Annotated in this window: 19 protein-coding genes, 2 pseudogenes and 1 riboswitch; of the genes and pseudogenes, 16 read left to right on the forward strand and 5 right to left on the reverse strand. The window is 58.8% G+C overall.

Annotated features, from left to right (window positions below):
• From ACOERD_RS14000 to radC, 12 genes and pseudogenes are all read left to right on the forward strand, one after another.
• The coding region (locus tag ACOERD_RS14000; protein WP_419739431.1) for a molecular chaperone DnaJ at positions 1-914 on the forward strand (914 nt) is incomplete at its 5' end.
• Positions 915-1,166: 252 nt separating this feature from the next.
• Positions 1,167-1,271, forward strand: a riboswitch (TPP riboswitch).
• Positions 1,272-1,316: 45 nt separating this feature from the next.
• Positions 1,317-2,120 (forward strand): bifunctional hydroxymethylpyrimidine kinase/phosphomethylpyrimidine kinase, encoded by an 804-nt coding sequence (gene thiD, locus ACOERD_RS14005; protein WP_419739432.1) that lies wholly within the window; start codon positions 1,317-1,319, stop codon positions 2,118-2,120.
• Entirely contained in the window at positions 2,117-3,094 is a 978-nt protein-coding gene (locus ACOERD_RS14010; protein WP_419739433.1) for an FAD-dependent oxidoreductase, read from the forward strand. Before thiD ends, ACOERD_RS14010 begins: the two co-directional genes overlap by 4 nt.
• Positions 3,078-3,272: a sulfur carrier protein ThiS gene (gene thiS / locus ACOERD_RS14015; RefSeq protein WP_170479983.1), complete on the forward strand. Its 195-nt coding sequence runs from the start codon at positions 3,078-3,080 to the stop codon at positions 3,270-3,272. Before ACOERD_RS14010 ends, thiS begins: the two co-directional genes overlap by 17 nt.
• 2 nt (positions 3,273-3,274) lie before the next feature.
• The gene (locus ACOERD_RS14020; protein ID WP_419739434.1) at positions 3,275-4,039 is read left to right on the forward strand and encodes a thiazole synthase; all 765 of its coding nucleotides are present in this window, start codon (positions 3,275-3,277) and stop codon (positions 4,037-4,039) included.
• Complete coding sequence (locus ACOERD_RS14025) at positions 4,036-4,632, forward strand: thiamine phosphate synthase (protein ID WP_419739435.1); 597 nt, start codon at positions 4,036-4,038, stop codon at positions 4,630-4,632. Before ACOERD_RS14020 ends, ACOERD_RS14025 begins: the two co-directional genes overlap by 4 nt.
• The gene (locus ACOERD_RS14030; protein ID WP_419739436.1) at positions 4,629-5,591 is read left to right on the forward strand and encodes a HesA/MoeB/ThiF family protein; all 963 of its coding nucleotides are present in this window, start codon (positions 4,629-4,631) and stop codon (positions 5,589-5,591) included. Before ACOERD_RS14025 ends, ACOERD_RS14030 begins: the two co-directional genes overlap by 4 nt.
• A 20-nt stretch (positions 5,592-5,611) precedes the next feature.
• On the forward strand, positions 5,612-6,547 hold the full coding sequence (locus ACOERD_RS14035; protein ID WP_419739437.1) for an ABC transporter substrate-binding protein: 936 nt from the start codon (positions 5,612-5,614) through the stop codon (positions 6,545-6,547).
• Positions 6,544-7,218 (forward strand): thiaminase II, encoded by a 675-nt coding sequence (tenA, locus tag ACOERD_RS14040; RefSeq protein ID WP_419739438.1) that lies wholly within the window; start codon positions 6,544-6,546, stop codon positions 7,216-7,218. The genes ACOERD_RS14035 and tenA overlap by 4 nt, the downstream gene beginning before the upstream one ends.
• The gene (locus ACOERD_RS14045) at positions 7,215-7,940 is read left to right on the forward strand and encodes an ABC transporter ATP-binding protein (RefSeq protein ID WP_419739439.1); all 726 of its coding nucleotides are present in this window, start codon (positions 7,215-7,217) and stop codon (positions 7,938-7,940) included. Before tenA ends, ACOERD_RS14045 begins: the two co-directional genes overlap by 4 nt.
• The gene (locus ACOERD_RS14050) at positions 7,937-8,671 is read left to right on the forward strand and encodes an ABC transporter permease (RefSeq protein WP_419739440.1); all 735 of its coding nucleotides are present in this window, start codon (positions 7,937-7,939) and stop codon (positions 8,669-8,671) included. Before ACOERD_RS14045 ends, ACOERD_RS14050 begins: the two co-directional genes overlap by 4 nt.
• Positions 8,672-8,707: 36 nt before the next feature.
• Positions 8,708-9,451: pseudogene (gene radC / locus ACOERD_RS14055) on the forward strand (RadC family protein).
• Between the two features lie 278 nt (positions 9,452-9,729).
• Here radC and ACOERD_RS14060 read toward each other — a convergent pair.
• From ACOERD_RS14060 to secA, 3 genes are all read right to left on the reverse strand, one after another.
• Positions 9,730-11,286 carry a phosphate ABC transporter substrate-binding/OmpA family protein gene (locus ACOERD_RS14060; protein ID WP_419739441.1) on the reverse strand — a complete coding sequence of 519 codons (1,557 nt, stop codon included), beginning with the start codon at positions 11,284-11,286 and terminating at the stop codon, positions 9,730-9,732.
• Positions 11,287-11,310: 24 nt separating this feature from the next.
• Positions 11,311-12,192 carry a hypothetical protein gene (locus ACOERD_RS14065; RefSeq protein WP_419739442.1) on the reverse strand — a complete coding sequence of 294 codons (882 nt, stop codon included), beginning with the start codon at positions 12,190-12,192 and terminating at the stop codon, positions 11,311-11,313.
• A 127-nt stretch (positions 12,193-12,319) separates the two neighbouring features.
• A complete protein-coding gene (gene secA / locus ACOERD_RS14070) occupies positions 12,320-15,037 on the reverse strand; it encodes a preprotein translocase subunit SecA (RefSeq protein ID WP_419739443.1) in 2,718 nt (905 codons plus the stop codon).
• 176 nt (positions 15,038-15,213) lie between these two features.
• Here secA and ACOERD_RS14075 point away from each other — a divergent pair, with 176 nt between their 5' ends.
• From ACOERD_RS14075 to mutT, 3 genes are read left to right on the forward strand one after another with little or no spacing between them, the layout of a single operon-like run.
• Positions 15,214-16,062, forward strand: a complete 849-nt coding sequence (locus ACOERD_RS14075) for a peptidylprolyl isomerase (protein ID WP_170640958.1) — start codon at positions 15,214-15,216, stop codon at positions 16,060-16,062.
• A gap of 5 nt (positions 16,063-16,067) precedes the next feature.
• On the forward strand, positions 16,068-17,294 hold the full coding sequence (gene argJ / locus ACOERD_RS14080) for a bifunctional glutamate N-acetyltransferase/amino-acid acetyltransferase ArgJ (protein ID WP_419739444.1): 1,227 nt from the start codon (positions 16,068-16,070) through the stop codon (positions 17,292-17,294).
• Entirely contained in the window at positions 17,291-17,689 is a 399-nt protein-coding gene (gene mutT, locus ACOERD_RS14085; RefSeq protein WP_170334201.1) for an 8-oxo-dGTP diphosphatase MutT, read from the forward strand. Before argJ ends, mutT begins: the two co-directional genes overlap by 4 nt.
• A gap of 268 nt (positions 17,690-17,957) precedes the next feature.
• Here the strand turns inward: mutT and ACOERD_RS14090 are convergent.
• Both ACOERD_RS14090 and ACOERD_RS14095 read right to left on the reverse strand, forming a co-directional pair.
• Positions 17,958-18,296, reverse strand: a pseudogene (locus ACOERD_RS14090) (outer membrane protein); the annotation flags it as partial.
• A gap of 30 nt (positions 18,297-18,326) precedes the next feature.
• Positions 18,327-18,629: a hypothetical protein gene (locus ACOERD_RS14095; protein WP_419739445.1), complete on the reverse strand. Its 303-nt coding sequence runs from the start codon at positions 18,627-18,629 to the stop codon at positions 18,327-18,329.
• Positions 18,630-18,961: 332 nt separating this feature from the next.
• Here ACOERD_RS14095 and ACOERD_RS14100 point away from each other — a divergent pair, with 332 nt between their 5' ends.
• Positions 18,962-20,905: an AMP-binding protein gene (locus tag ACOERD_RS14100; protein ID WP_419739462.1), complete on the forward strand. Its 1,944-nt coding sequence runs from the start codon at positions 18,962-18,964 to the stop codon at positions 20,903-20,905.
• Positions 20,906-20,927: the final 22 nt, after the last annotated feature.

Below are 20,927 nucleotides of genomic sequence, written 5' to 3' on the forward strand. Positions count from 1 at the left end.
GCGGCGGTGGCCGTCCGGGCGGTGGCTTTGGTCAGGGTGACTTTTCCAGCGCGTTCTCGGATGTGTTCGATGATCTGTTCGGCGACTTCATGGGTGGCCAACGTGGTGGCGGCGGTGGACGTCGCGCCGCACGCGGGTCCGACCTGCGCTATAACCTGCGCGTAACGCTGGAAGAGGCCTTCTCGGGTCTTCAGAAAACCATCAACGTTCCTGCCGCCGTGGCTTGTTCGGCCTGTGACGGCTCGGGCGCTGAGGGTGGTGTTGAACCTACAACATGTCCCACCTGCTCGGGCATGGGTAAGGTTCGGGCTCAGCAGGGCTTTTTCACGGTTGAACGCACCTGCCCGACCTGTTCGGGCTTGGGGCAGATCATCAAAAACCCCTGTAAATCCTGCAATGGCGCGGGTCGTGTGGAAAAAGAGCGCGCGCTGTCGGTCAATATCCCCGCCGGTGTTGAGACCGGTACACGCATCCGCCTGGCGGGTGAGGGTGAAGCCGGTATGCGCGGCGGCCCTCCGGGTGACCTCTATATCTTTGTTGAGGTCTCGGACCACAAACTGTTCGAACGTGACAGCGTGAACCTCTATTGTCGCGTGCCAGTCAGCATGGCCAAAGCCGCGCTGGGTGGGTCCATAGAAGTGCCGACCATTGATGGCGGGCGCGGACGGGTGCAGATACCGGCCGGCAGCCAATCGGGCCGTCAAATGCGCCTGCGCGGCAAGGGTATGCCTGCGCTGCGGGGTGGTGGCATCGGTGACATGTTCATCGAACTGGCTGTGGAAACTCCGGTCAACCTTACCTCTCGCCAGAAAGAACTTTTGCGTGAATTTGATGATTTAGGTGAGGATAACCATCCAGAATCAAAAAGCTTTTTTTCATCCGTGAAGTCCTTCTGGGACGGGATGAAAAGCTAAGTTCAGGCCGCTCCAACTGGGGCGGCCTTTTTCGATCGAGGCTCTGATCCCGCCGCCCCACACGTCTCTGTCGCCGGGTGGCTCGGCCTTCCAAAGGATGTGTTCCTCCATTCTGCTGTCGCAAATAGCTTCGAAGCTTGCGCCAGATTCCCGCAAACTCCACCGTTCCTCTGGCCTTATTTTATTGAAGATATTGGCCATAAGATACGTGGATTGAGGCTTGATTTTCCAGAACGGTCCTGAGATTGTCCGCATCAACCGTTGGGGTGCCCTTATCGAAGGGCTGAGAGGCGCAAGCGCTAACCCATCGAACCTGATCCGGGCAATTCCGGCGTAGGGAACGGTCTAAAGCAAACAGACGTTTTCCATGCCCGGGTTGCTCAAATTAAATGGAGCAATGACGTGGCACCTATTGCCTTGACCATAGCAGGATCCGACAGCGGCGGCGGCGCGGGCATTCAGGCCGATCTCAAGGCGATGTCGGCTTTAGGTGTCTTCGGGGCTAGCGTGATTACCGCTGTTACCGCTCAGAACACGCTGGCGGTTACCGCCGTGCATGGGATTCCGTCCGAGGTCATCTCGGCCCAGATCGAAGCGGTCCTAAGCGATCTGGATGTGCGCGCCATCAAGATCGGGATGCTGGCGACGCCGGAGATTATTGAGACCGTGGCGCAGGGGATTTCTGGATTTCAAGGGCCTGTCGTTCTGGACCCGGTGATGATTGCGAAATCCGGTGATGCTCTTCTGGCCGATGAGGCAGTTCAAACCCTGCGCGACGTTCTGCTGCCCCGTGCAACCGTTCTGACGCCAAACCTGCCCGAGGCGGCATGTTTGCTGGATCAAGGTGATGCCGACACGCCTGAGGTGATGGTTGAACAGGGCAAAGCTCTGTGCGCGTTGGGTGCAAAAGCGGTCTTGATGAAGGGCGGTCATGGCAAGGGGGATGTTTGCCATGATTTGCTGATCGACGAAACCGGGGTGATTGCCGAATTTCAGGCCCCTCGTAAGGCCACCCGAAACACCCATGGAACCGGCTGCACGCTTTCTTCATCCATCGCAGCAGGATTGGCCAAGGGTTTGACGCTTGTCGATGCCGTGGCACAGGCGCATGAGTATCTGCAGGGCGCAATCGCGCGGGCTGATGAGCTGAAGATCGGTGCGGGTCACGGGCCTGTCCATCATTTCCACCGGGTTTGGCCTGCGTGACCCTCTGGTCCGTCATAGGCGCCGGTGTAGCCGGTTTGGCCGTTGCGTCCGAGCTGGTCTCGCGCGGGGCAAAGGTACAGGTTTTTGATCCCGGCGGCCCTCCGGGTCCGCATGCATGTTCCTGGTGGGCGGGCGGTATGCTGGCCCCGTGGTGCGAGTATGAAAACGCGGAGGAACCTGTCCTCAGGCTCGGTCAATCCGCCATCGAGTGGTGGGCCTCCCGAACACCCGTCCAACGAAGCGGTACTCTGGTCGTGGCAAATGCGCGGGACACTCCGGATTTGCGTAGATTCGCCCGTAGGACGAATTCTTATTCCGAGGTAGATCGGGCAAAAATCGCAAATTTAGAGCCTGATCTGCATGGATTCGGAAAGGGATTGTACTTCGATCAAGAAGCGCATCTTGACCCCCGTCAGTCGTTGCTGGACCTGCACCGAGGTCTCAAAGACAAGGGCGTAGAATTCCACCGCAAACTCGCACCTGCGCAGCTGGAAAACGCTATAGACTGCCGAGGGTTGCACGCGCGGGAATACCTGCATGATCTGCGTGGCGTAAAGGGCGAGATGCTGGTGGTGCGGTGCCCCGATGTGACGCTGAACCGTCCAGTGCGCCTGCTGCACCCGCGGATGCCACTCTACATCGTCCCGCGTGGTGAGGGCATTTACATGCTGGGCGCGACCATGATCGAAAGCGAAGATAGCAGCCGGATCACCGCGCGCTCAATGCTGGAACTGCTCAGCGCGGCCTACGCCTTGAACCCGGCCTTTGGTGAGGCTGAGGTGCTGGAAATCGGTGTCGATCTGCGCCCTGCCTTTCCTGACAACCTGCCGCGTATCCGGCGCTTGGGTCGGACGATCTATGCCAATGGCCTTTACCGCCATGGCTACCTGTTGGCCCCCGCCTTGGCACAGGGCGTGGCCGATCTGGCGCTTGAGAACAAACATTCGGAGATGGTCGATGAAGATCGTGCTTAATGGCGACCCCAAGGAGGTAAAGGCCTCGACCTTGGCAGAGCTGCTAGAGGAATGCGGTTTCTCGGGCCGTGTCGCAACGGCAGTGAACGAGGAATTCGTCCCCTCAAGCCTGCGCATCGCCCATGCCCTGAGTGAAGGTGACCGGGTCGAAATCCTGTCGCCGATGCAAGGAGGGTGAGGATGAAAAGCTTCTATGGCGTCGATCTGCCCAATCCACTGATGCTGGGCACCGCGCAATATCCCAGCCCTGCTATCCTCGAACAGGCGTTCCGCGACAGCGGCGCGGGTGTGGCGACAGTCTCTTTGCGGCGGGAAGCGGGGGCGGGACAGACCTTTTGGCAGATGATCCGCGATCTGGGCGTGCTGGTGCTGCCCAACACGGCCGGGTGTCATACGGTCAAGGAGGCGGTAACCACAGCGCATATGGCCCGCGAAGTGTTTGAAACCAAGTGGATCAAGCTGGAGCTGATCGGCCATACCGACAGTCTGCAGCCAGACGTCTTCCAGCTGGTCGAGGCCGCGCGCATCCTGACCGAGGATGGGTTCGAGGTCTTCCCTTACACCACCGACGACTTGATCGTGGGTGAACGGCTGCTTGAGGCCGGGTGTGAGGTTTTGATGCCCTGGGGTGCGCCCATCGGCTCGGGCCGGGGGCTGAACAATGAATACGCCCTGCGCGCGATGCGGGCCGAGTTTCCGGATGTGCCGCTGGTGATTGATGCCGGGATCGGCCTGCCCAGCCATGCGGCCCATGCGATGGAGCTGGGATATGACGCCGTATTGCTGAACACTGCCGTCGCCCGCGCCGGTGATCCGGCGTTGATGGCAAAGGCCATGATGCGCGCAGTTGAGGCCGGGCAGCTGGCCCATCAGGCCGACCCGATCGAGGCGCGGGACATGGCCGAACCCTCAACCCCCGTCGTTGGAAAGACGTTTCTGTCATGAGTTTGGACCGTTTCTACCCGATCTTTGACCATTCGGACTGGCTGCGGCGGATGCTGCCATTGGGTGTAAAGCTGGTGCAGCTACGCATGAAGGACCAGCCGGACGATGTTGTCCGGGCCGAGATCGCAACCTCTCGCGATCTGTGCAAGCAGCATGGCGCGGTTCTGGTGGTGAACGACTTTTGGCAGGCCGCGATAGATGCGGGTTGCGACTGGATCCATCTGGGGCAGGAGGATCTGGATGATGCCGACCTCAAAGCGATCCGAAAAGCGGGTCTAAAGCTGGGCGTTTCCACCCATGATGATGATGAGCTGGAGCGCGTTCTGGCCATGGATCCCGACTACGTCGCTCTGGGGCCGGTCTATCCGACGATCCTGAAAAAGATGAAGTGGGAGCAGCAGGGCTTGCCGCGAGTTACCGAATGGAAAGCCCGTGTAGGCGATATCCCTCTGGTCGGGATCGGCGGTATGAGCGTCGAACGTGCGCCCGGCGTGCTTGAGGCGGGTGCCGATATCGTCTCGGTCGTCACGGACATAACCCTGAACGCCGACCCCGAGGCGCGGGTTCGCCAGTGGATCGAGGCCACCAGATGAGCCGCTACGCTCGCCAGATGATCCTGCCTGAGGTCGGGGCCGAAGGGCAGACGCGCCTGTCCAAGGCGCGGGTTTTGGTTGTCGGCGCGGGTGGATTGGCGGCTCCGGTCCTACCTTTGTTGGCTGGGGCGGGCGTTGGGCATCTGGCGATCCTCGATGCGGATGACGTGGCCCTGTCAAACTTGCATCGGCAGATGCTGTTTACTGAGGCAGATTGCGGACGCCCAAAAGCCGAAGTTGCAGCCGATCGCTGCCGTGCTTTGAATTCTGATATCGACGTCGTCGCGCTAAAACAGGCTCTAACAAGTGAAAATGCGACCGGTTTTGTTTCACAGGCTGATTTGATCCTCGACTGTGCGGACAGCTATGCCGCCAGCTACACGCTGTCGGATATCTGCCTGACCTTGGGCAAACCTTTGGTCAGTGCCTCGGTGTTGGGCCTTTCTGGCTATGTGGGCGCGTTCTGCGGCGGTGCGCCGTCACTGCGGGCCGTGTTCCCCGAGGCTCCGACCAGCGGTGCGAGCTGTGCCACGGCAGGTGTGCTGGGGCCGGTCGTGGGGATGATCGGCGCGATGCAGGCGCAGATGGCGTTGGCTTTGATCCTCGGCCTCGACCCATCGCCCCTGGGCCAGATGGTGCAGGTGGATGCCCGGACCTTCCGAAGCTCTAGCTTCCGTTTTGACGCAGCGCCTGAGCCTGAACATTCCTTCGCCTTCGTCGCCGCCTCGCAGCTGTCTTCAGACGATGTGATTGTTGAGCTTCGGGACGAGGATGAAGCTCCTCAACCCATCCACCCCCTGGCACGTCGGCTTAGCGTGGAACACCTGAAATCAGAGCCTAACATAGCAAAACGACTGGCTTTGTGCTGTGCAACCGGCCTGCGCGCCTGGCGTGCGGCTGAACAGATTGAACCGGATTGGCCGGGCGAGATTGTCCTCGTCGCGGCCTCAACCTCGTGAGTGAAAAGGAAACGCGAGACATGAAAAAGCTGATGACAGCCATCGCCCTTCTGGCCGCTGCGCCGGCCTGGGCCGAAGACAAGATGACCGTTCTGTTGGATTGGTTCATCAACCCCGATCATGGGCCCATCATCGTGGCGCAGGAAAACGGCTATTTCGCCGAGCAGGGCCTCGAGGTTGAGATCGTTCCGCCCGCCGATCCTTCCGCTCCGCCGCGTCTGGTGGCTGCCGGTCAGGCCGAACTGGCCGTATCCTATCAACCTCAGCTGCACCTGCAGATCCACGAAGGCTTGCCGCTGAAACGCGTCGGCACGCTGGTCGCGACTCCTCTGAACTGCTTACTGGTTTTGGAAGACGGCCCGATCAAGTCGCCTGCGGACCTGAAGGGCAAGAAAATCGGCTTCTCGGTCGCTGGTGTGGAAGAGGCCGTTCTGACCACCGTTCTGGGTAAATATGGCGTGACTCTGGACGATGTTGAATTGATCAACGTGAACTTCTCGCTCTCACCGTCGCTGATGACCGGCCAGGTGGATGCAGTGATCGGTGCCTATCGCAACTTCGAGCTGAACCAGATGGATATCGAAGGCCGCCCCGGCACCTGCTTCTATATCGAGGAAGAGGGCGTGCCGTCTTATGACGAACTGATTTACGTCGCCAACCCCGAGACGATGGATAAGGACAAGATCGCGCGTTTCCTGGCGGCGACAGAAAAAGCGACCCAGTACATTGTCAACAACCCCGAAAAAAGCTGGGAGATTTTCGCCGCGACTTCGCCCGAGCTGCAGGATGAGCTGAATGCTCGCGCGTGGGTCGACACTCTGCCGCGCTTTGCTCTGCGCCCGGCGGGTTTTGATGCGGGCCGTTATGCCCGATTTGAGACCTTCCTGAACGAAAGCGGCATGATCGACAACGTTCTGCCGGTCAGCGACATCACCATCGATGTGACCGCGCAATGAGCGACTATGGCAAAGCCTTCACGTTGATGCGTGATGCGGCGCAGGGGCCGTGGCGGGACTACACCCGCCACGCCTTTGTCGAAGGGATGAAGGACGGCTCTCTGCCCCGAGAGGCATTCCTGCATTACCTGCGCCAGGACTATGTGTTTCTGATCCATTTCAGCCGCGCCTGGGCGCTGGCGGTGGTGAAATCGGAAACGCATTCCGAAATGCTGACTGCTGTGGGCACCGTGAACGCCTTGGTCGCGGAAGAGATGCAGCTGCATGTCGGGATCTGCGAAGCGGCCGGGATTTCTCAGGAGGAGCTGTTTGCAACCCCGGAACGTGCTGAAAATCTGGCCTATACGCGCTTCGTGCTTGAGGCCGGGTATAGTGGCGATCTGTTGGACTTGCTGGCAGCGCTGGCACCCTGTGTGATGGGATACGGAGAAATCGGGTCTCGACTGGCCTCCGAGGCCACATCCGAGACCTATCGCGACTGGATCAACACCTATGCTGGTGAGGACTACCAGGGCGCGTGCAAGGCGGTTGGTGAATTGTTGGATTCGGCTCTAACAAGGCGTATTGGAGCGGAATTCGAGGCTTCTCCGCGATGGGAGCGTTTGTGCCAAACCTTCCGAACCGCCACGGAGCTAGAGGTCAATTTCTGGCAAATGGGTCTGACTCCATGACCCCGGCGCCCGATCTCACCATCAGCGGACACGCGAGCATTGGCGAAACGCCCTTGTTCGCACCACTGACTCTGACCCTTGAGGCGGGGCAGTGGACTTGTCTGTTGGGCGGATCGGGTGTTGGCAAAACCACCGTTCTGCGTCTGATCGCCGGGTTGGAGACAGGCGCGGATTTCACCGGTCAGATCATGGCGAGCGATGGCCAAACGGTCCCAACCCGCGTGGCCTATATGGCGCAGGACGATTTGCTTCTGCCTTGGGCGACGGTGGCGCAAAACGTCTCGCTCGGCGCGCGGTTGCGGGGTGAGAAACCCGATCTGGATCGCAGGGACCGTCTGATCGAGCGGATGCGCTTACAAGACCACATGGCCAAGAAACCGTCGGAGCTGTCCGGCGGCCAGAGACAGCGCGTCGCCTTGGCGCGGACCCTGATGGAGGATCGCCCCATCGTGCTGTTGGATGAGCCATTCTCGGCCCTCGACGCGCGCACCCGCGCGGATATGCAGGATCTGGCCTCGGAGGCGCTACAGGGTCGAACAGTCCTTCTGGTCACCCACGATCCGGCCGAGGCTGCGCGTCTAGGCCAATCCATTGTCGTGATGACACAGCAGGGGCTGACCTCTTGCGCCCCACCTGCCGCGCCAGCACCGCGCCATGTGGATGATCTGGAGACATTGGAAACCCAAGGCGCGTTGCTGAAACTATTGAGAGAGGCGACATGAAACTCCTCTCCGCCCTCGCCGCAACCCTGTTCGCTCTGGTCGTCTGGCAAGCGATCGTCAGCCTGACCGGCCTGCCCAAATTCATCCTGCCCGGCCCGGCGCTTGTGGCCGAGACCTGGTGGCAGAACCGCTGGGTAATTGCGGAACATACCTGGATTACCGCGGTTGAGGTCGTGATTGGCCTGGCGGTGGGAACCGTTCTGGGCGTCGTCACCGCGCTGCAACTGGCCAATTCGCGGGCCGCAAGGGTGCTGGTGCAGCCGATGCTGGTGTTCACGCAGGCTCTTCCGGTCTTTGCGCTGGCGCCGCTGCTGACCCTTTGGCTGGGCTACGGCCTCTGGTCGAAGGTCGCGATGGCGGTTCTGATCATCTATTTCCCGATCACCTCATCTTTCTTTGACGGTCTGATGCGGACCCCGCCCGGATATCTCGATCTGGCACGCACGATGCAGGCAAGCCCGCGTTCGATCCTGTGGCACATCCGTATCCCTGCTGCGCTGCCTTCGTTGGCCTCGGGGATGCGATTGGCGGCGGTCTATGCACCGATTGGCGCAGTGATCGGCGAATGGGTCGGGTCCTCGCAAGGGTTGGGCTACCTGATGCTGCTGGCCAATGGCCGGGCCAAGACCGATCTGATGTTCGCGGCGATGCTGACTTTGGGCGTGTTCTCGATCCTGCTGCACATGCTGGTACGCCACGCCACTACCCGCATGGCCGGTGAGGCGCGTTAACCTTTCAGAAACCGATTCTGCGCCAAGGTGAGGCCCATGACACAGGACGCCTTTGCCGAAGCCCAAATGCTTTTCGATACGGACGAAGCGCCAGCGCAGCCGCTGCCGACGGGTCGGTTACCCTCCTACATCAAAGACCATCGCAAGCGGCTGCGCGAACGGTTCATGTCTGGTGGTTCAGGCGCTATGCCGGATTATGAGTTGCTGGAGCTGGTGCTGTTCCGATCCATCCCGCGGCAGGATGTGAAGCCGCTGGCCCGGCTGCTGATGGATACGTTTGGCGACTTCAACCGCGTGCTGACTGCACCAAAGGAGCGGTAAGGCGTTGGCGAAACCGTCATCACCGATCTGAAAATCCTGGAGGCCTGCGCCCATCGCATGGCCCGCGCGCGGGTGATGCAGCGCCACGTGATCTCCGGCTGGGATGCTTTGCTGGACTATTGCCATACAACGATGGCGCATAGAGAGATCGAGCAGTTTCGCGTGTTCTATCTTGACCGCAAGAACGTGATGATCGCGGATGAAGAGCAGGCGAAGGGCACCGTTGACCATGTCCCGGTCTACCCGCGCGAGGTGGCAAAACGAGCGCTGGAGCTGAACGCCTCGGCCCTGATTTTGGTGCATAACCATCCCTCCGGCGACCCCACGCCGTCGCAATCGGATATCGACATGACCAACCGCATTCAGGATGCCTGCACGGCCTTGGGGCTGACGCTGCACGACCATCTTATCATCGGAAAATCAACCGAGCTGAGCTTTCGATCCGAGGGGTATTTGTGACGGGAAGAGTTGTGTTTTCAGTTGATCGCCATGACGACTGAAATTGTTGTCTGGGTTGAGAGTTCCAATTTGGCCGATTCATTTTGATGAGGACAGCTTTTCGCTTTCGTCCATTTTGCCTTTATCCAAATGCGTCACGGGGTTTGTGCATAGTGTTGCGTCTCACCGGAAAGAGCGTCGCGTATCTAGAGATCATACATGGTCTCCGCGCGGTTGGCGGAACCCTCATTGCTTGCAGAGGCGGTTTCGTCCGAGTTTCTGTCCGACATCGTCACTCTCTAGTTCACCCAAACCTCAACCCGGCGGTTTGTTTTTCGGCCCCACTCAGTGTCATCGCAGGCCATCGGCATCGCTTCTCCGAAACCTTTGGTTGTGATCTCGATACTGTCGGAGATTTCGGTCTCAACAGCGGCCAGAACCGCATTGCGCACCGTTTGTGCCCTGCGATGAGCGATCCGGGCATTGGCGCTAGCGCCTCCATCCCCGTCGCTGAACCCGGCAAAGACAAGCTTGCGAGGGGTCAAACTGCCGGATTCAAGCGCCTGGGCCAATTGCAGAATATTAGACCGCGATTGCGCATCCGGGCGAGAGCTTCCCGGCTCGAACCGGAAGGAGATCGACAGTCTAGACAATGGCCGCAGAGTTTCGACCATGTGTTGAAGCTCTTCCAGTCCGACCTCGGCCCCGCCGGAAACGATCGCATTGGCGAGCCGATTGCCTTGCAGCCCCATGGGCAGGTTCTCGGTCGCCTGATCGACAAAGCCGGCCTGCCGTATGGCCATCTGCGCGTCGGCTGAGCGGGTATAGGCCAGAAACTGGCGCGCGATCCGAGGCAGGCGGCGTTGTGGCAGGTAGAGAAACATCGGAGAAGTCAGCGGGTAGTCCTCGGTCTTGATTGACTGGCGGGTCGCCGCAAGCGCATGTCCGCAGCCGCCGGCCAAAGGCAGTGCGCGGGTCGGGCCCGAGGCCGCCTGCGTGGTGATGCCGATCGCGAACGGGTCGTTTGCCACTGCTTGGACAAGATCGCGATTGCGCTGGTGGCGGAGAACGCCTTCCGACAACTCTGTCTGAGCGGGGCGCAAAAGCTGATCCTCGACATCCTGGGACAAGCCTGAACCGGCGTCTGGCGTGTGAAGGGCAATCGGAGCGTCCGGCCCTTCCAAATCTGTCCAGTTGGTGATCTCGCCCGACAGAACACGGACCAGATCCGCAGGTGAGATCTGTTGAACGGTGTTCTCTGGCGCAACCACCGGCACGATCGCATCCAGCGCCACAATCCGCGCGCGGCGGGGATGGGTCAGATCGCCCAGACCTGCGGCCTCGGCGGCGCTGCGTTCCTCATCCCGGATTTCGCGTTGCGCCATCACGATATCAGCGTCGTTGTCCATCAGGTCGGCAAACCCCTGATCCGTCGTTCCAACGCGAAAGAACAGGCGGGCCAGAGGGGCCGTGCGGTCTGGCTGGCGCAGCTCATAGGCAAAGCTGCGTTCATCCACGCGCGATGGGGTTGCTGTCAGACCCTCTTGCCGAGCGAAGCCGATGATCAGGGCAGGCAGGACCGTCTCGGCCATGACGGATGATCCCGAGAACCGGACCTCGGCCACGAAATCGGTCAGGCTGGGGCAGGCCGGGCCGTCGCATGTGACGCCGGACCCATCAACCGTCAGCTCTCCGAACTGGGTGTCGACACGGTAGAATTCACCGTCAAAGCCCAGCAGGGTGCCGGAAACTTCGATCTTGCCATCATGCGATGTCAGAACAATATCCTGTGCGGCGGCTGAAACAGCCAGCGAAACAGAAAACAGTACGGCCAGCGCCGCACGAATACGTGTCATGAGAAGGTCGAGCCTGCCTGCGGTTTAATTTGCCGCGATTGTCAGGTCTTGGAACAGATTATTCAACACCAGAAACTCACCGACTTCGGTACACATCGGCATAGTCAGGATCAGATCGCGCGACCGCAGCCGGCGATCGCTGCGCAGTTCAAGCGACTGGACGTTCAGATCGCGGCCACAATTGGCTTCGGTCACTTCGGTTTCAACCGTCAAAGCGACCGATCCGGTCTGTTCCGAACGCGCAGCCGGGAACGAGTAAATCTGGATATTTTGCCCATCATGGAAGCCCGCACTTCCCAGATGGACCACGGAACCCGCGCCCTGCGATGCGCTATTGGCCGAGATATGCCCCGGCTCCCCATAGCTCGCGCCGAACTCCAAGGCGTGGATTTGCAGATCGGTCTGACCCTGCCATTGCAATGCGACCCGGTCGAACTGGTCAATGTCCATGATGTGAGTGGTGGCGACCGTGCCGGTTTGATCCTCGAATGAGATCAGGAAAATGGCGTATTCGGACAGGGCCGGAATGGTCAGATCCAAGGCACCGTTTTCGTCGGTTTGCTGTGTCAGCGTCAGACCGCTGTGGTGAATCTCAACACGTTCGTTGCTGCGGCAGGGGGCCTTGATCCGCAGCCGTGCATAGGCACCCATTTGGGCGGTGGCACGCGCGCTGATGCTGCAATTGGTGTGCTTTTGTGCGGCCTTCGGCGCAGGGCGCTCAATCGGTTGAGAGGGGGTCTCGTCAGAAGAAGAGGTTTGCACGATACGCTCAAGCCCGGCAATGACCGAGGCCTGATCCGCGACAGAAGCCACGGCGACGGGTTCCTGCGCGCCATTCGGTTGCGCAGGCGCACCATATTGCATCAGGTAACCAATACCTAAGGCACAGGCGACCGTGCCGCACATGGTCACGTAATTTCTGACTACGAACAAAACACCCTCCCCAGTTGAAGGAGCGAGTCGCACTCTCGTTAAAAATCGCGGCCAATTTGTGGCCGCGAAGCGGAGCGATTGTGACTGGTATTTGTTGACGTTAGGTCAATCTACCATGGCAGTGTTTGAATTTCTTGCCCGAGCCACAGGGGCATTGATCGTTGCGCGAGGGATTGCCCCAGGTCGAGGGATCATTCTCGTCAAAGCCGGGCAGTGCATCGCCCGACGCGACGGCCTCGGCCTTGGCTTCGGCGGCACCTGCGGCCTGATCAACCGCTTGCTGAGCCTGCGCTTGCTGGGCCGCCATCTGCGCCAGCATCTCGCGCTGTTCTTCTTCGGTCAGCGGGCGCACGCGCGACAATTGCTGAGTCACAGTTTCGCGCAAACTGTCCAGCATGCCTTCGAACAGCTGGAAGCTTTCGTTCTTGTACTCGTTCAGCGGATCGCGCTGGGCGTAGCCCCGGAATCCAACGACCGAGCGCAAATGTTCCAGCGTCAGAAGATGCTCGCGCCATTTGCCATCGATGGTCTGCAGAAGGACCTGCTTTTCGATGTTGCGCATGTTCTCGGGGCCGAATGCGACGGCCTTTTGCGCCATCATCTCATCAGCGGCCTTAACCAGACGCTCGCGCACCTGTTCGTCATCCACGCCTTCTTCGGCGGCCCAATCCTGAACGGGGGCGTCGATGGTCAGCTTTTCTTTGATCGCCTCATGCAGCCCATCTGTATCCCACTGATCTGCATAGGATTTCGGCGGCATATATTCGTCGATCAGATCGTCGATCACCTGCTCGCGCATGTCCGACACGATCTCGGACAGATCGTCGGCTGACATGATCTCGCGCCGCTGGCTGAAGATCACCTTACGCTGATCGTTCATAACGTCGTCGAATTTCAGAACGTTCTTGCGCATGTCAAAGTTGCGGCCTTCGACCTTGGATTGCGCGCGTTCCAGCGATTTGTTGACCCAGGGGTGAACGATGGCTTCGCCTTCTTTCATGCCCAGCGTGGTCAGTACCTTGTCCAGACGTTCCGAGCCGAAGATCCGCATAAGGTCGTCTTCGAGGCTCAGGTAGAATACTGTGCGGCCGGGATCGCCCTGACGGCCCGAGCGGCCGCGCAGCTGGTTGTCGATGCGGCGGCTTTCATGGCGTTCCGAGGCCATGACATACAGTCCACCCGCATCCAGAACCTTTTGTTTTTCCTCGGCGTGCTTGGCCTCTTCCGCAGCGCGCAGCTCGGCCGGGTCGGCCTCGGGGTTTTCGGCCAGGGCCTGCAGAACCTTCATCTCGACATTGCCGCCCAGCTGAATGTCAGTACCGCGACCGGCCATGTTGGTGGCGATGGTGACCGCACCGTAGCGGCCCGCATCGGCCACGATCTGGGCCTCTTGTTCATGCTGGCGTGCGTTCAGAACGTTGTGTTCGATCTTTTCCTTGGTCAGCATCTGGCTGAGAACTTCGGATTTCTCGATTGAGGTGGTGCCGATCAGAACCGGTTGACCCTTTTCCTTGGCTTCCTTCGCCTCAGAGATAATCGCGCCGTATTTCTCCATCGCGGTGCGGTAGACCTGATCGTCTTCGTCCAGACGCGCAATCGGCCGGTTGGTGGGGACTTCGACCACACCCAGACCGTAGATTTCCTGGAATTCTTCGGCTTCGGTCAGCGCGGTCCCGGTCATGCCGCCCAGCTTGTCATAGAGGCGGAAATAGTTCTGGAAGGTCACACTGGCCAGAGTCACGTTCTCGGGCTGAATCTGGACGTTCTCTTTCGCCTCGATCGCTTGGTGCAGACCTTCCGACAGGCGACGGCCCGGCATCATACGGCCGGTGAATTCGTCGATCAGAACCACATTGCCATCACGCACGATGTAGTCCTTGTCGCGCTGGAACAGCTTGTGCGCGCGCAGGCCCTGATTGACGTGATGCACCACGGTCGTGCTTTCGGGATCGTACAGAGAATGATCCTCGGGGATCAGGCCCGCGGCGATCAGTTGCTGTTCCAGAAACTCGTTGCCCTCATCGGTGAAGGTCACGTTGCGGGATTTTTCGTCCAGCGAGTAGTGATTATCACTCAGGCTCGGGATCAGCGCATCAATCGCTGTGTAAAGGCCCGAACGGTCCTGCGCCGGACCCGAGATGATCAGCGGCGTCCGCGCCTCATCAATCAGGATCGAGTCGACCTCATCCACAATCGCGAAATTGTGGTATTTCTGATAGATATCGGCCATATCGGCCTTCATGTTGTCGCGCAGATAGTCGAAGCCAAGCTCATTATTGGTGGCGTAAGTCACGTCACAGGCATAGGCCGCCTTTTTCTCTGCATCTGGCTGGCCTGACCAGATCACGCCGGTGGTCATACCCAACGCGGCAAAGACTTTGCCCATCCATTCGGCATCCCGCTTGGCCAAGTATTCGTTGACGGTGACGACATGCACGCCCTTACCGGTCAGGGCGTTCAGGTAGGCGGGGAAAGTGGCAACAAGTGTCTTGCCCTCACCCGTCTTCATCTCGGAAATATTGCCCTGATGCAGGAAGGTGCCGCCCATCAGCTGCACATCAAAGGCCCGCAGACCGAGTGCGCGTTTGGCACCTTCGCGCACGTTGGCGAAGGCTTCGGGCAGCAGGTCGTCCAGGCTCTCGCCATCCAGCGCACGTTTGCGCAGTTCGGCGGTTTTTTCGATCAGACCCTCGTCAGAGAGTTTTTCGAACTCGGGCTCCAGCGCGTTGATCTTTTCGATCAGGGGGCGGGTCGCCTTGATCTTGCGGTCGTTCGGTGTTCCGAACACCTTTTTGGCGAGCGTTCCGAGTCCCAGCATGTTCACTCCAGCGGATCTGTTCTTGTCTTGGTTGCGACAGGCTTGCCCACCTTGCGCGCAACCCATAGATACGGGGGGTGAAAGGCGGCCCTGTCCAAGGCTTCAAAGCGATGTAAGCGGCAGGTTCTGAAGTGTCAACGCTGCGCCCTGTCGCGGCAAAGAAATAGGATGATTCCATGCCCAAAGGCCTCACTTTTCTGCCATCGCTGGCTTTGACCGCCGTGATGGCGCTGCCGCTGGCCGCCGAAACCAAGCCAGATGCAGGTACCGTTCTGGCCACGGTCAACGGGGACGAGATCACACTGGGTCACGTTGTCGCCACCGTCGCGGCTTTGCCGCAGCAATATCAGCAGATCGAGGACGATGTGCTGTATGACTTCGTGCTTGAGCAACTGATCCAGCAGCAATTACTGGGCCAACAGCAGGAAGAGCTGACTCAGCAAAACGCCCTGACGCTGGACAATGAGACACGCTCTTTGCTGGCGGTGCAGACTGTGAACGCGCTGACCAACGATGTTGTGACGGATGAGGCCGTACAAGCGGCCTATGACGCGCAATTTGCCGAATTTGAAGGCGAAGACGAGTTCGACGCCAGCCATATCCTGGTTGAATCCGAGGACGAAGCCAAAGCGCTCAAGGCGCAATTGGATGACGGTGCCGACTTTGCCGAGATGGCGCGCGAGCATTCGACCGGGCCGTCCGGCCCCAACGGCGGTGCGCTGGGTTGGTTCGGCAAGGGCCAGATGGTGCCTGAGTTTGAAAACGCCGTGCTGGGCCTTGAAAAAGGTCAGATCTCAGACCCGGTACAAACGCAGTTCGGCTGGCATCTGGTGATCTTGAACGACAAGCGCAAATCTGAAGCCCCCGCGCTTGAGGCCGTACGCGATGAACTGGCCCAGACCATTCAGCAAGAGGCTATTCAGGCTCGTATTGATGAGTTGACCCAACAGGCTCAGATCGAACGCACCGCCCTTGAAGGGGTTGGTCCTGAAGTCATCCGCCAGCTGGACCTGATTCAGGAGTAACTCCCGTGGCCACGATCACCAAAACCTCGCCACTGGCCCCTGCCGGTTTCCCCGACCTGCCCGCGATTGACGGAGTGCGTTTTGCAACCGTCGAGGCAGGGGTGCGCTACACAGGCCGGACCGACGTCATGTTGGCGGTTCTCGATCCCGGCACGTCCGTGGCTGGGGTGTTTACGCGCTCGGCCACACGCGCTGCTCCGGTGCTGGATTGTCAGGATAAGATCGGCGGCGCCAGCGATGGACCAGCGGCAATTTTGGTGAACTCGGGCAATGCCAATGCTTTCACCGGCCACTACGGCCAAAACTCAGTCGCCGAGGTGACTCAAGCGATTGCCAAGGCAACCGGCGTTGCGGTTGAGAGGGTCTTCACCTCATCTACCGGCGTGATCGGAGAGCCTCTGCCGCATGATCGCATCGTTTCTCAACTTGAAGCGCTGAAATCCGGCCTCAACCGTCATGCCATCGAGGACGCGGCGCGGGCGATCATGACCACCGATACCTTCCCGAAAGGGGCGTCGGCTCAGGTCGAGATTGACGGCAAAACAGTCTCTATAGCGGGGATCGCCAAGGGGTCCGGCATGATCGCGCCCGATATGGCGACGATGCTTGTCTACATCTTCACCGACGCCGTGGTTGACCAGTCGGCGCTGCAATCCATGCTGGGCGTGCAGACGGACCGGACCTTCAACTGCATCACTGTCGATAGCGATACCTCGACCTCGGACAGCCTTTTGTTGTGCGCAACGGGAGCGTCGGGTGTCGATGCCACTGGCAATGCGGCCTTCGCCGAGGCGCTGGAAACCGTGATGCTGGACCTCGCGCAGCAAGTTGTGCGCGATGGCGAAGGGGCGACGAAATTCGTAGAAATCCGCGTGACCGGAGCCGCCTCGGACGCAGATGCCAAGGTGCATGGGCTAGCGATTGCGAACTCCCCTCTGGTGAAAACTGCGATTGCAGGTGAGGACTCCAACTGGGGCCGCGTCGTCATGGCCATCGGCAAATCCGGAGCCGCCGCAGATCGCGACCTGCTGAGCATTTCCTTTGGCGATATTCTGGTCGCTGAAAAAGGTTGGGTTAGCCCCGACTATCGTGAAGAAGACGCGGCCACTTACATGAAAGGCCAAGACCTTGTGATCGTGGTCGATCTGGGGCTGGGCGAGGGGCAATCCACCGTTTGGACCTGCGACCTGACCCACGGCTATATCGAGATCAATGCGGACTATCGCTCGTGAAAACTGTTCTGGTATCTGCCGTCGCCCTAATCGATATTGAGGGCCGCGTCCTGCTGGCCCAACGGCCCGAGGGCAAATCCATGGCTGGTCTGTGGGAATTCCCCGGCGGCAAAATCGAACCCGGTGAAACTCCCGAAGCTGCCCTGATCCGCGAATTGCACGAGGAACTGGGTATCGACACCTGGGCCTCTTGCCTCGCGCCGCTGACCTTCGCTAGCCACAGCTACGACGATTTCCACCTGCTCATGCCGCTGTTTGCCTGCCGCAAATGGGAGGGGATACCGCAGTCCAAAGAGGGTCAGGCGCTGAAATGGGTGCGGGCGAACGATCTTCGCAACTACCCGATGCCTGCCGCCGATGTGCCGCTAATCCCAATTTTGAGGGATTGGTTGTAGGAGTCAGGTAAAGCTTCTTGCTTCAAGAATACGGTTCTGGATATTACTCGCATCACGTAATTCTGAGTTCTGAAATCCAAAAAACTGGCTGATCTAGCTGATCTAGCTGATCGCCTAGAGGCTGGAGTGATCAGAATAAACAGTCCTAGCGGCCGTGAGGATACAGCATCAACAATATAGAAAGCGCTAGAGTTCTATTGCGAAGCTGCAAGTCTCGACTCTCGTGCGTGAAGTGCATTCTCAAATTTAAGTCTCGATTGGCCAAGCTTTAGAATTTGAAGTTGTATCCGACTTGGAAAGTCTGGCTCTTATAGTCAATTTCATCAAAAGCAAAACCGACAGTTGAGTCACTCGTAAGGCTTAGATTTGGTGTTTCTCGGTATCTATAACCGATATCTAATTCGCCGGAATTTCCGACTGGAACCGTCACCCCAATGCCAAGCTGGTAGGAAAATCCGCCATCCGAGTCATCAAAACTAGAGATACCCGCGCCTGAGCTTATGTCTGCATCTAAATTCGTGTAACCAATACCGCCGCCAATATAGGGTCGCCACATGCCGTTGGTCTCGAATTCATACCAGGCGTTGATCAGAAGCGAAGTGGCATCAAGGTCACCATTGGCATCGAAACCAGTGCTTTAGCCTAATACTCGGAGCCTTGTTCCGTCTACGTCTGAGTTCGCAAAAGACAATTCTAATTCAGTTCGCACCTGAGAAGTGACCCGAGCGCCAATTACAAAGCCACCAATGAAGTTCCCGCTTGGATCAAAATCCAGAGTCGCGTTTTGGTTTGTGACTAGAGCGTTGTTTTCACCTTCCGCATCGACGCCAAAAACAGCACCGCCGAAAACACCAAAATACATGTCTTCTAGCTTCACTTGCGCTGAAGCTACGCTAGGCAAAATTAAAGCGAAAAACATTGCCGAAATGGAAAGTCGCATGGGGCACCTTTAATCACGGATCCGCATGAAACTCGCAAACTTGGCTGCATAGCGCAAGTTAAAGAACTGAGATTGCAACGCTCTAGGGATCGATGTCGCGCGGAAAGCACAGTGCTAGCCCATCTCATAACGCCCTAGGCCTTCTATTTGCTCCTGTTACAATTCGTAAGAATTGAGAAAACATCAGGCAAAACTTGACGCTGATCGTGCCGATGCTCCTAATCGGGGCATTGGCGTTCGGGCACCATCCCGGACCCGCCATTTCCGGCCCGGGGAGGGGTCGGGTGGGGAGGAGAAAGAGATTGGCTCAGACGCAGTCGGGCGCTGAAGGGATGCAGTCCCTTCCGGCGCTGCTACACCGCAATGCCGCGCAGTTCGGGGATGCCCCGGCTTATCGGGAAAAAGAATTCGGGATCTGGCAATGCTGGACCTGGGCGGAGGCCGCCAAGGAAATCCGTGCCATCGCGCTTGGGTTTCTGGAGTTGGGCGTCGAGAAGGGCGACCACATCGCCGTCATCGGTCGCAACCGTCCGGCGCATTACTGGTCGATGGTGGCCGCACAGATGGTGGGCGCGGTTCCGGTGCCTTTGTATCAGGACTCGGTCGCCGAAGAGATGGCCTATGTGCTGGAACATTGCGGCGCGAATTACGTCGTCTGCGGCGATCAGGAGCAGGTCGACAAGGTCATCGAGATTCAGGAAAACCTGCTTCAGGTCAAACACATCCTCTATACCGACAAGCGCGGGATGCGGAAATATGACCACTCCCAGATGAACGCGCTTGAGGACATCATGGCCGAAGGCAGCGCTGGGCACGCGCGGTTCGATACCGAGCTGGACAAGCGTATCGCGGCGATCACCTATGACGATACCTGTGTGATGCTCTATACCTCGGGGACAACAGGCAAGCCCAAGGGTGTGGTGCTGTCGAACCGGAATGTCATTGAAAGTGCCAAGAACTCGGCCGAGTTCGATCATCTGACCCGGAACGAGGATATTCTGTCTTACCTGCCGATGGCTTGGGTGGGCGATTTCATCTTCTCGATCGGTCAGGCCTATTGGTGCGGCTTCTGCGTGAACTGCCCCGAGAGCGCCGACACGATGATGACGGACCTGCGCGAGATCGGACCGACCTATTTCTTTGCCCCGCCGCGCGTTTTCGAAACCCAGCTGACCAATGTGATGATCCGGATGGAGGATGCGGGCAAGCTGAAGCGCAATATGTTCCATCACTTCATGGCCCATGCCAAGAAGGTCGGTGGTCTGTTGCTGGACGGCAAGCCGGTGGGCTTTGGTGACAAGCTGAAATACGCGCTGGGCAATATGCTGGTTTATGGTCCGTTGAAGGATACGCTTGGCTATGGCCGGTTCCGCGTTGGCTATACTGCGGGTGAGGCCATCGGGCCGGAAATCTTTGATTTCTATCGCTCTTTGGGCATCAACCTCAAACAGCTCTATGGTCAGACCGAAGCAACCGTCTTTATCACCCAGCAGCCGGATGGCGAGGTGCGCGCGGATACGGTCGGCGTTCCGGCCCCTGCGGTTGAGTTGAAAATCGACGAGAGTGGCGAGATCCACTACCGCTCGCCCGGTGTGTTTGTTGAATACTACAACAACCCGGATTCGACGGCCTCGACCAAGGATGCTGAGGGCTGGGTTGCGACTGGGGATGCCGGGTTCATCGAGGAAAGCTCGGGCCATCTACGGATCATCGACCGCGCCAAGGATGTGGGCAAAATGGCTGACGGGTCGATGTTCGCGCCGAAATATGTCGAAAACAAGCTAAAGTTCTATCCCGATATTCTAGAGGTCGTGCTGTTCGGCAACGGCAAGGATCGCTGTGTGGCCTTCATCAATATCGACCTGACGGCGGTTGGAAACTGGGCGGAGCGCAACAACGTGGCTTACGCGTCTTATCAGGAGCTCGCGGGACATCCGCGTGTGTTAGAGACGATTAAGGCCCATGTGGAAGAGGTAAATAAGTCGGTCGCAGCGGATGAGATGCTGTCGGGCTGTCAGGTGCATCGTTTTGTGGTTCTGCACAAGGAACTGGATGCCGATGATGGCGAGATGACCCGGACCCGTAAGGTGCGTCGCGGCTTTGTCGAGGATAAATTCCACGACATTATCGCCGCGCTTTATGACGAATCTTCGAGCGTTTCGACGACAACCGAAGTGACCTATGAGGATGGGCGCAAAGGGTCTATTTCTGCAACGCTTGAGATCGTTGATGCGCCGGTTGTGTCGGTCGCGCAGCACAAGGTTGCGGCGGAATGATGGGCCGTTCGAGCGCCGCTCG

The organism is Ruegeria sp., from assembly GCF_965199275.1.
Lineage (GTDB): Bacteria > Pseudomonadota > Alphaproteobacteria > Rhodobacterales > Rhodobacteraceae > Ruegeria.

Coding starts and splice junctions, on each gene's coding strand:
- thiS (WP_170479983.1), top strand. CDS start 3,078: ATGAAGATCGTGCTTAATGGCGACCCCAAGGAGGTAAAGGCCTCGACC.
- ACOERD_RS14020 (WP_419739434.1), top strand. CDS start 3,275: ATGAAAAGCTTCTATGGCGTCGATCTGCCCAATCCACTGATGCTGGGC.
- ACOERD_RS14025 (WP_419739435.1), top strand. CDS start 4,036: ATGAGTTTGGACCGTTTCTACCCGATCTTTGACCATTCGGACTGGCTG.
- ACOERD_RS14030 (WP_419739436.1), top strand. CDS start 4,629: ATGAGCCGCTACGCTCGCCAGATGATCCTGCCTGAGGTCGGGGCCGAA.
- ACOERD_RS14035 (WP_419739437.1), top strand. CDS start 5,612: ATGAAAAAGCTGATGACAGCCATCGCCCTTCTGGCCGCTGCGCCGGCC.
- tenA (WP_419739438.1), top strand. CDS start 6,544: ATGAGCGACTATGGCAAAGCCTTCACGTTGATGCGTGATGCGGCGCAG.
- ACOERD_RS14045 (WP_419739439.1), top strand. CDS start 7,215: ATGACCCCGGCGCCCGATCTCACCATCAGCGGACACGCGAGCATTGGC.
- ACOERD_RS14050 (WP_419739440.1), top strand. CDS start 7,937: ATGAAACTCCTCTCCGCCCTCGCCGCAACCCTGTTCGCTCTGGTCGTC.
- ACOERD_RS14060 (WP_419739441.1), bottom strand. CDS start 11,286: ATGACACGTATTCGTGCGGCGCTGGCCGTACTGTTTTCTGTTTCGCTG.
- ACOERD_RS14065 (WP_419739442.1), bottom strand. CDS start 12,192: ATGTGCGGCACGGTCGCCTGTGCCTTAGGTATTGGTTACCTGATGCAA.
- secA (WP_419739443.1), bottom strand. CDS start 15,037: ATGCTGGGACTCGGAACGCTCGCCAAAAAGGTGTTCGGAACACCGAAC.
- ACOERD_RS14075 (WP_170640958.1), top strand. CDS start 15,214: ATGCCCAAAGGCCTCACTTTTCTGCCATCGCTGGCTTTGACCGCCGTG.
- ACOERD_RS14095 (WP_419739445.1), bottom strand. CDS start 18,629: ATGCGACTTTCCATTTCGGCAATGTTTTTCGCTTTAATTTTGCCTAGC.
- ACOERD_RS14100 (WP_419739462.1), top strand. CDS start 18,962: ATGCAGTCCCTTCCGGCGCTGCTACACCGCAATGCCGCGCAGTTCGGG.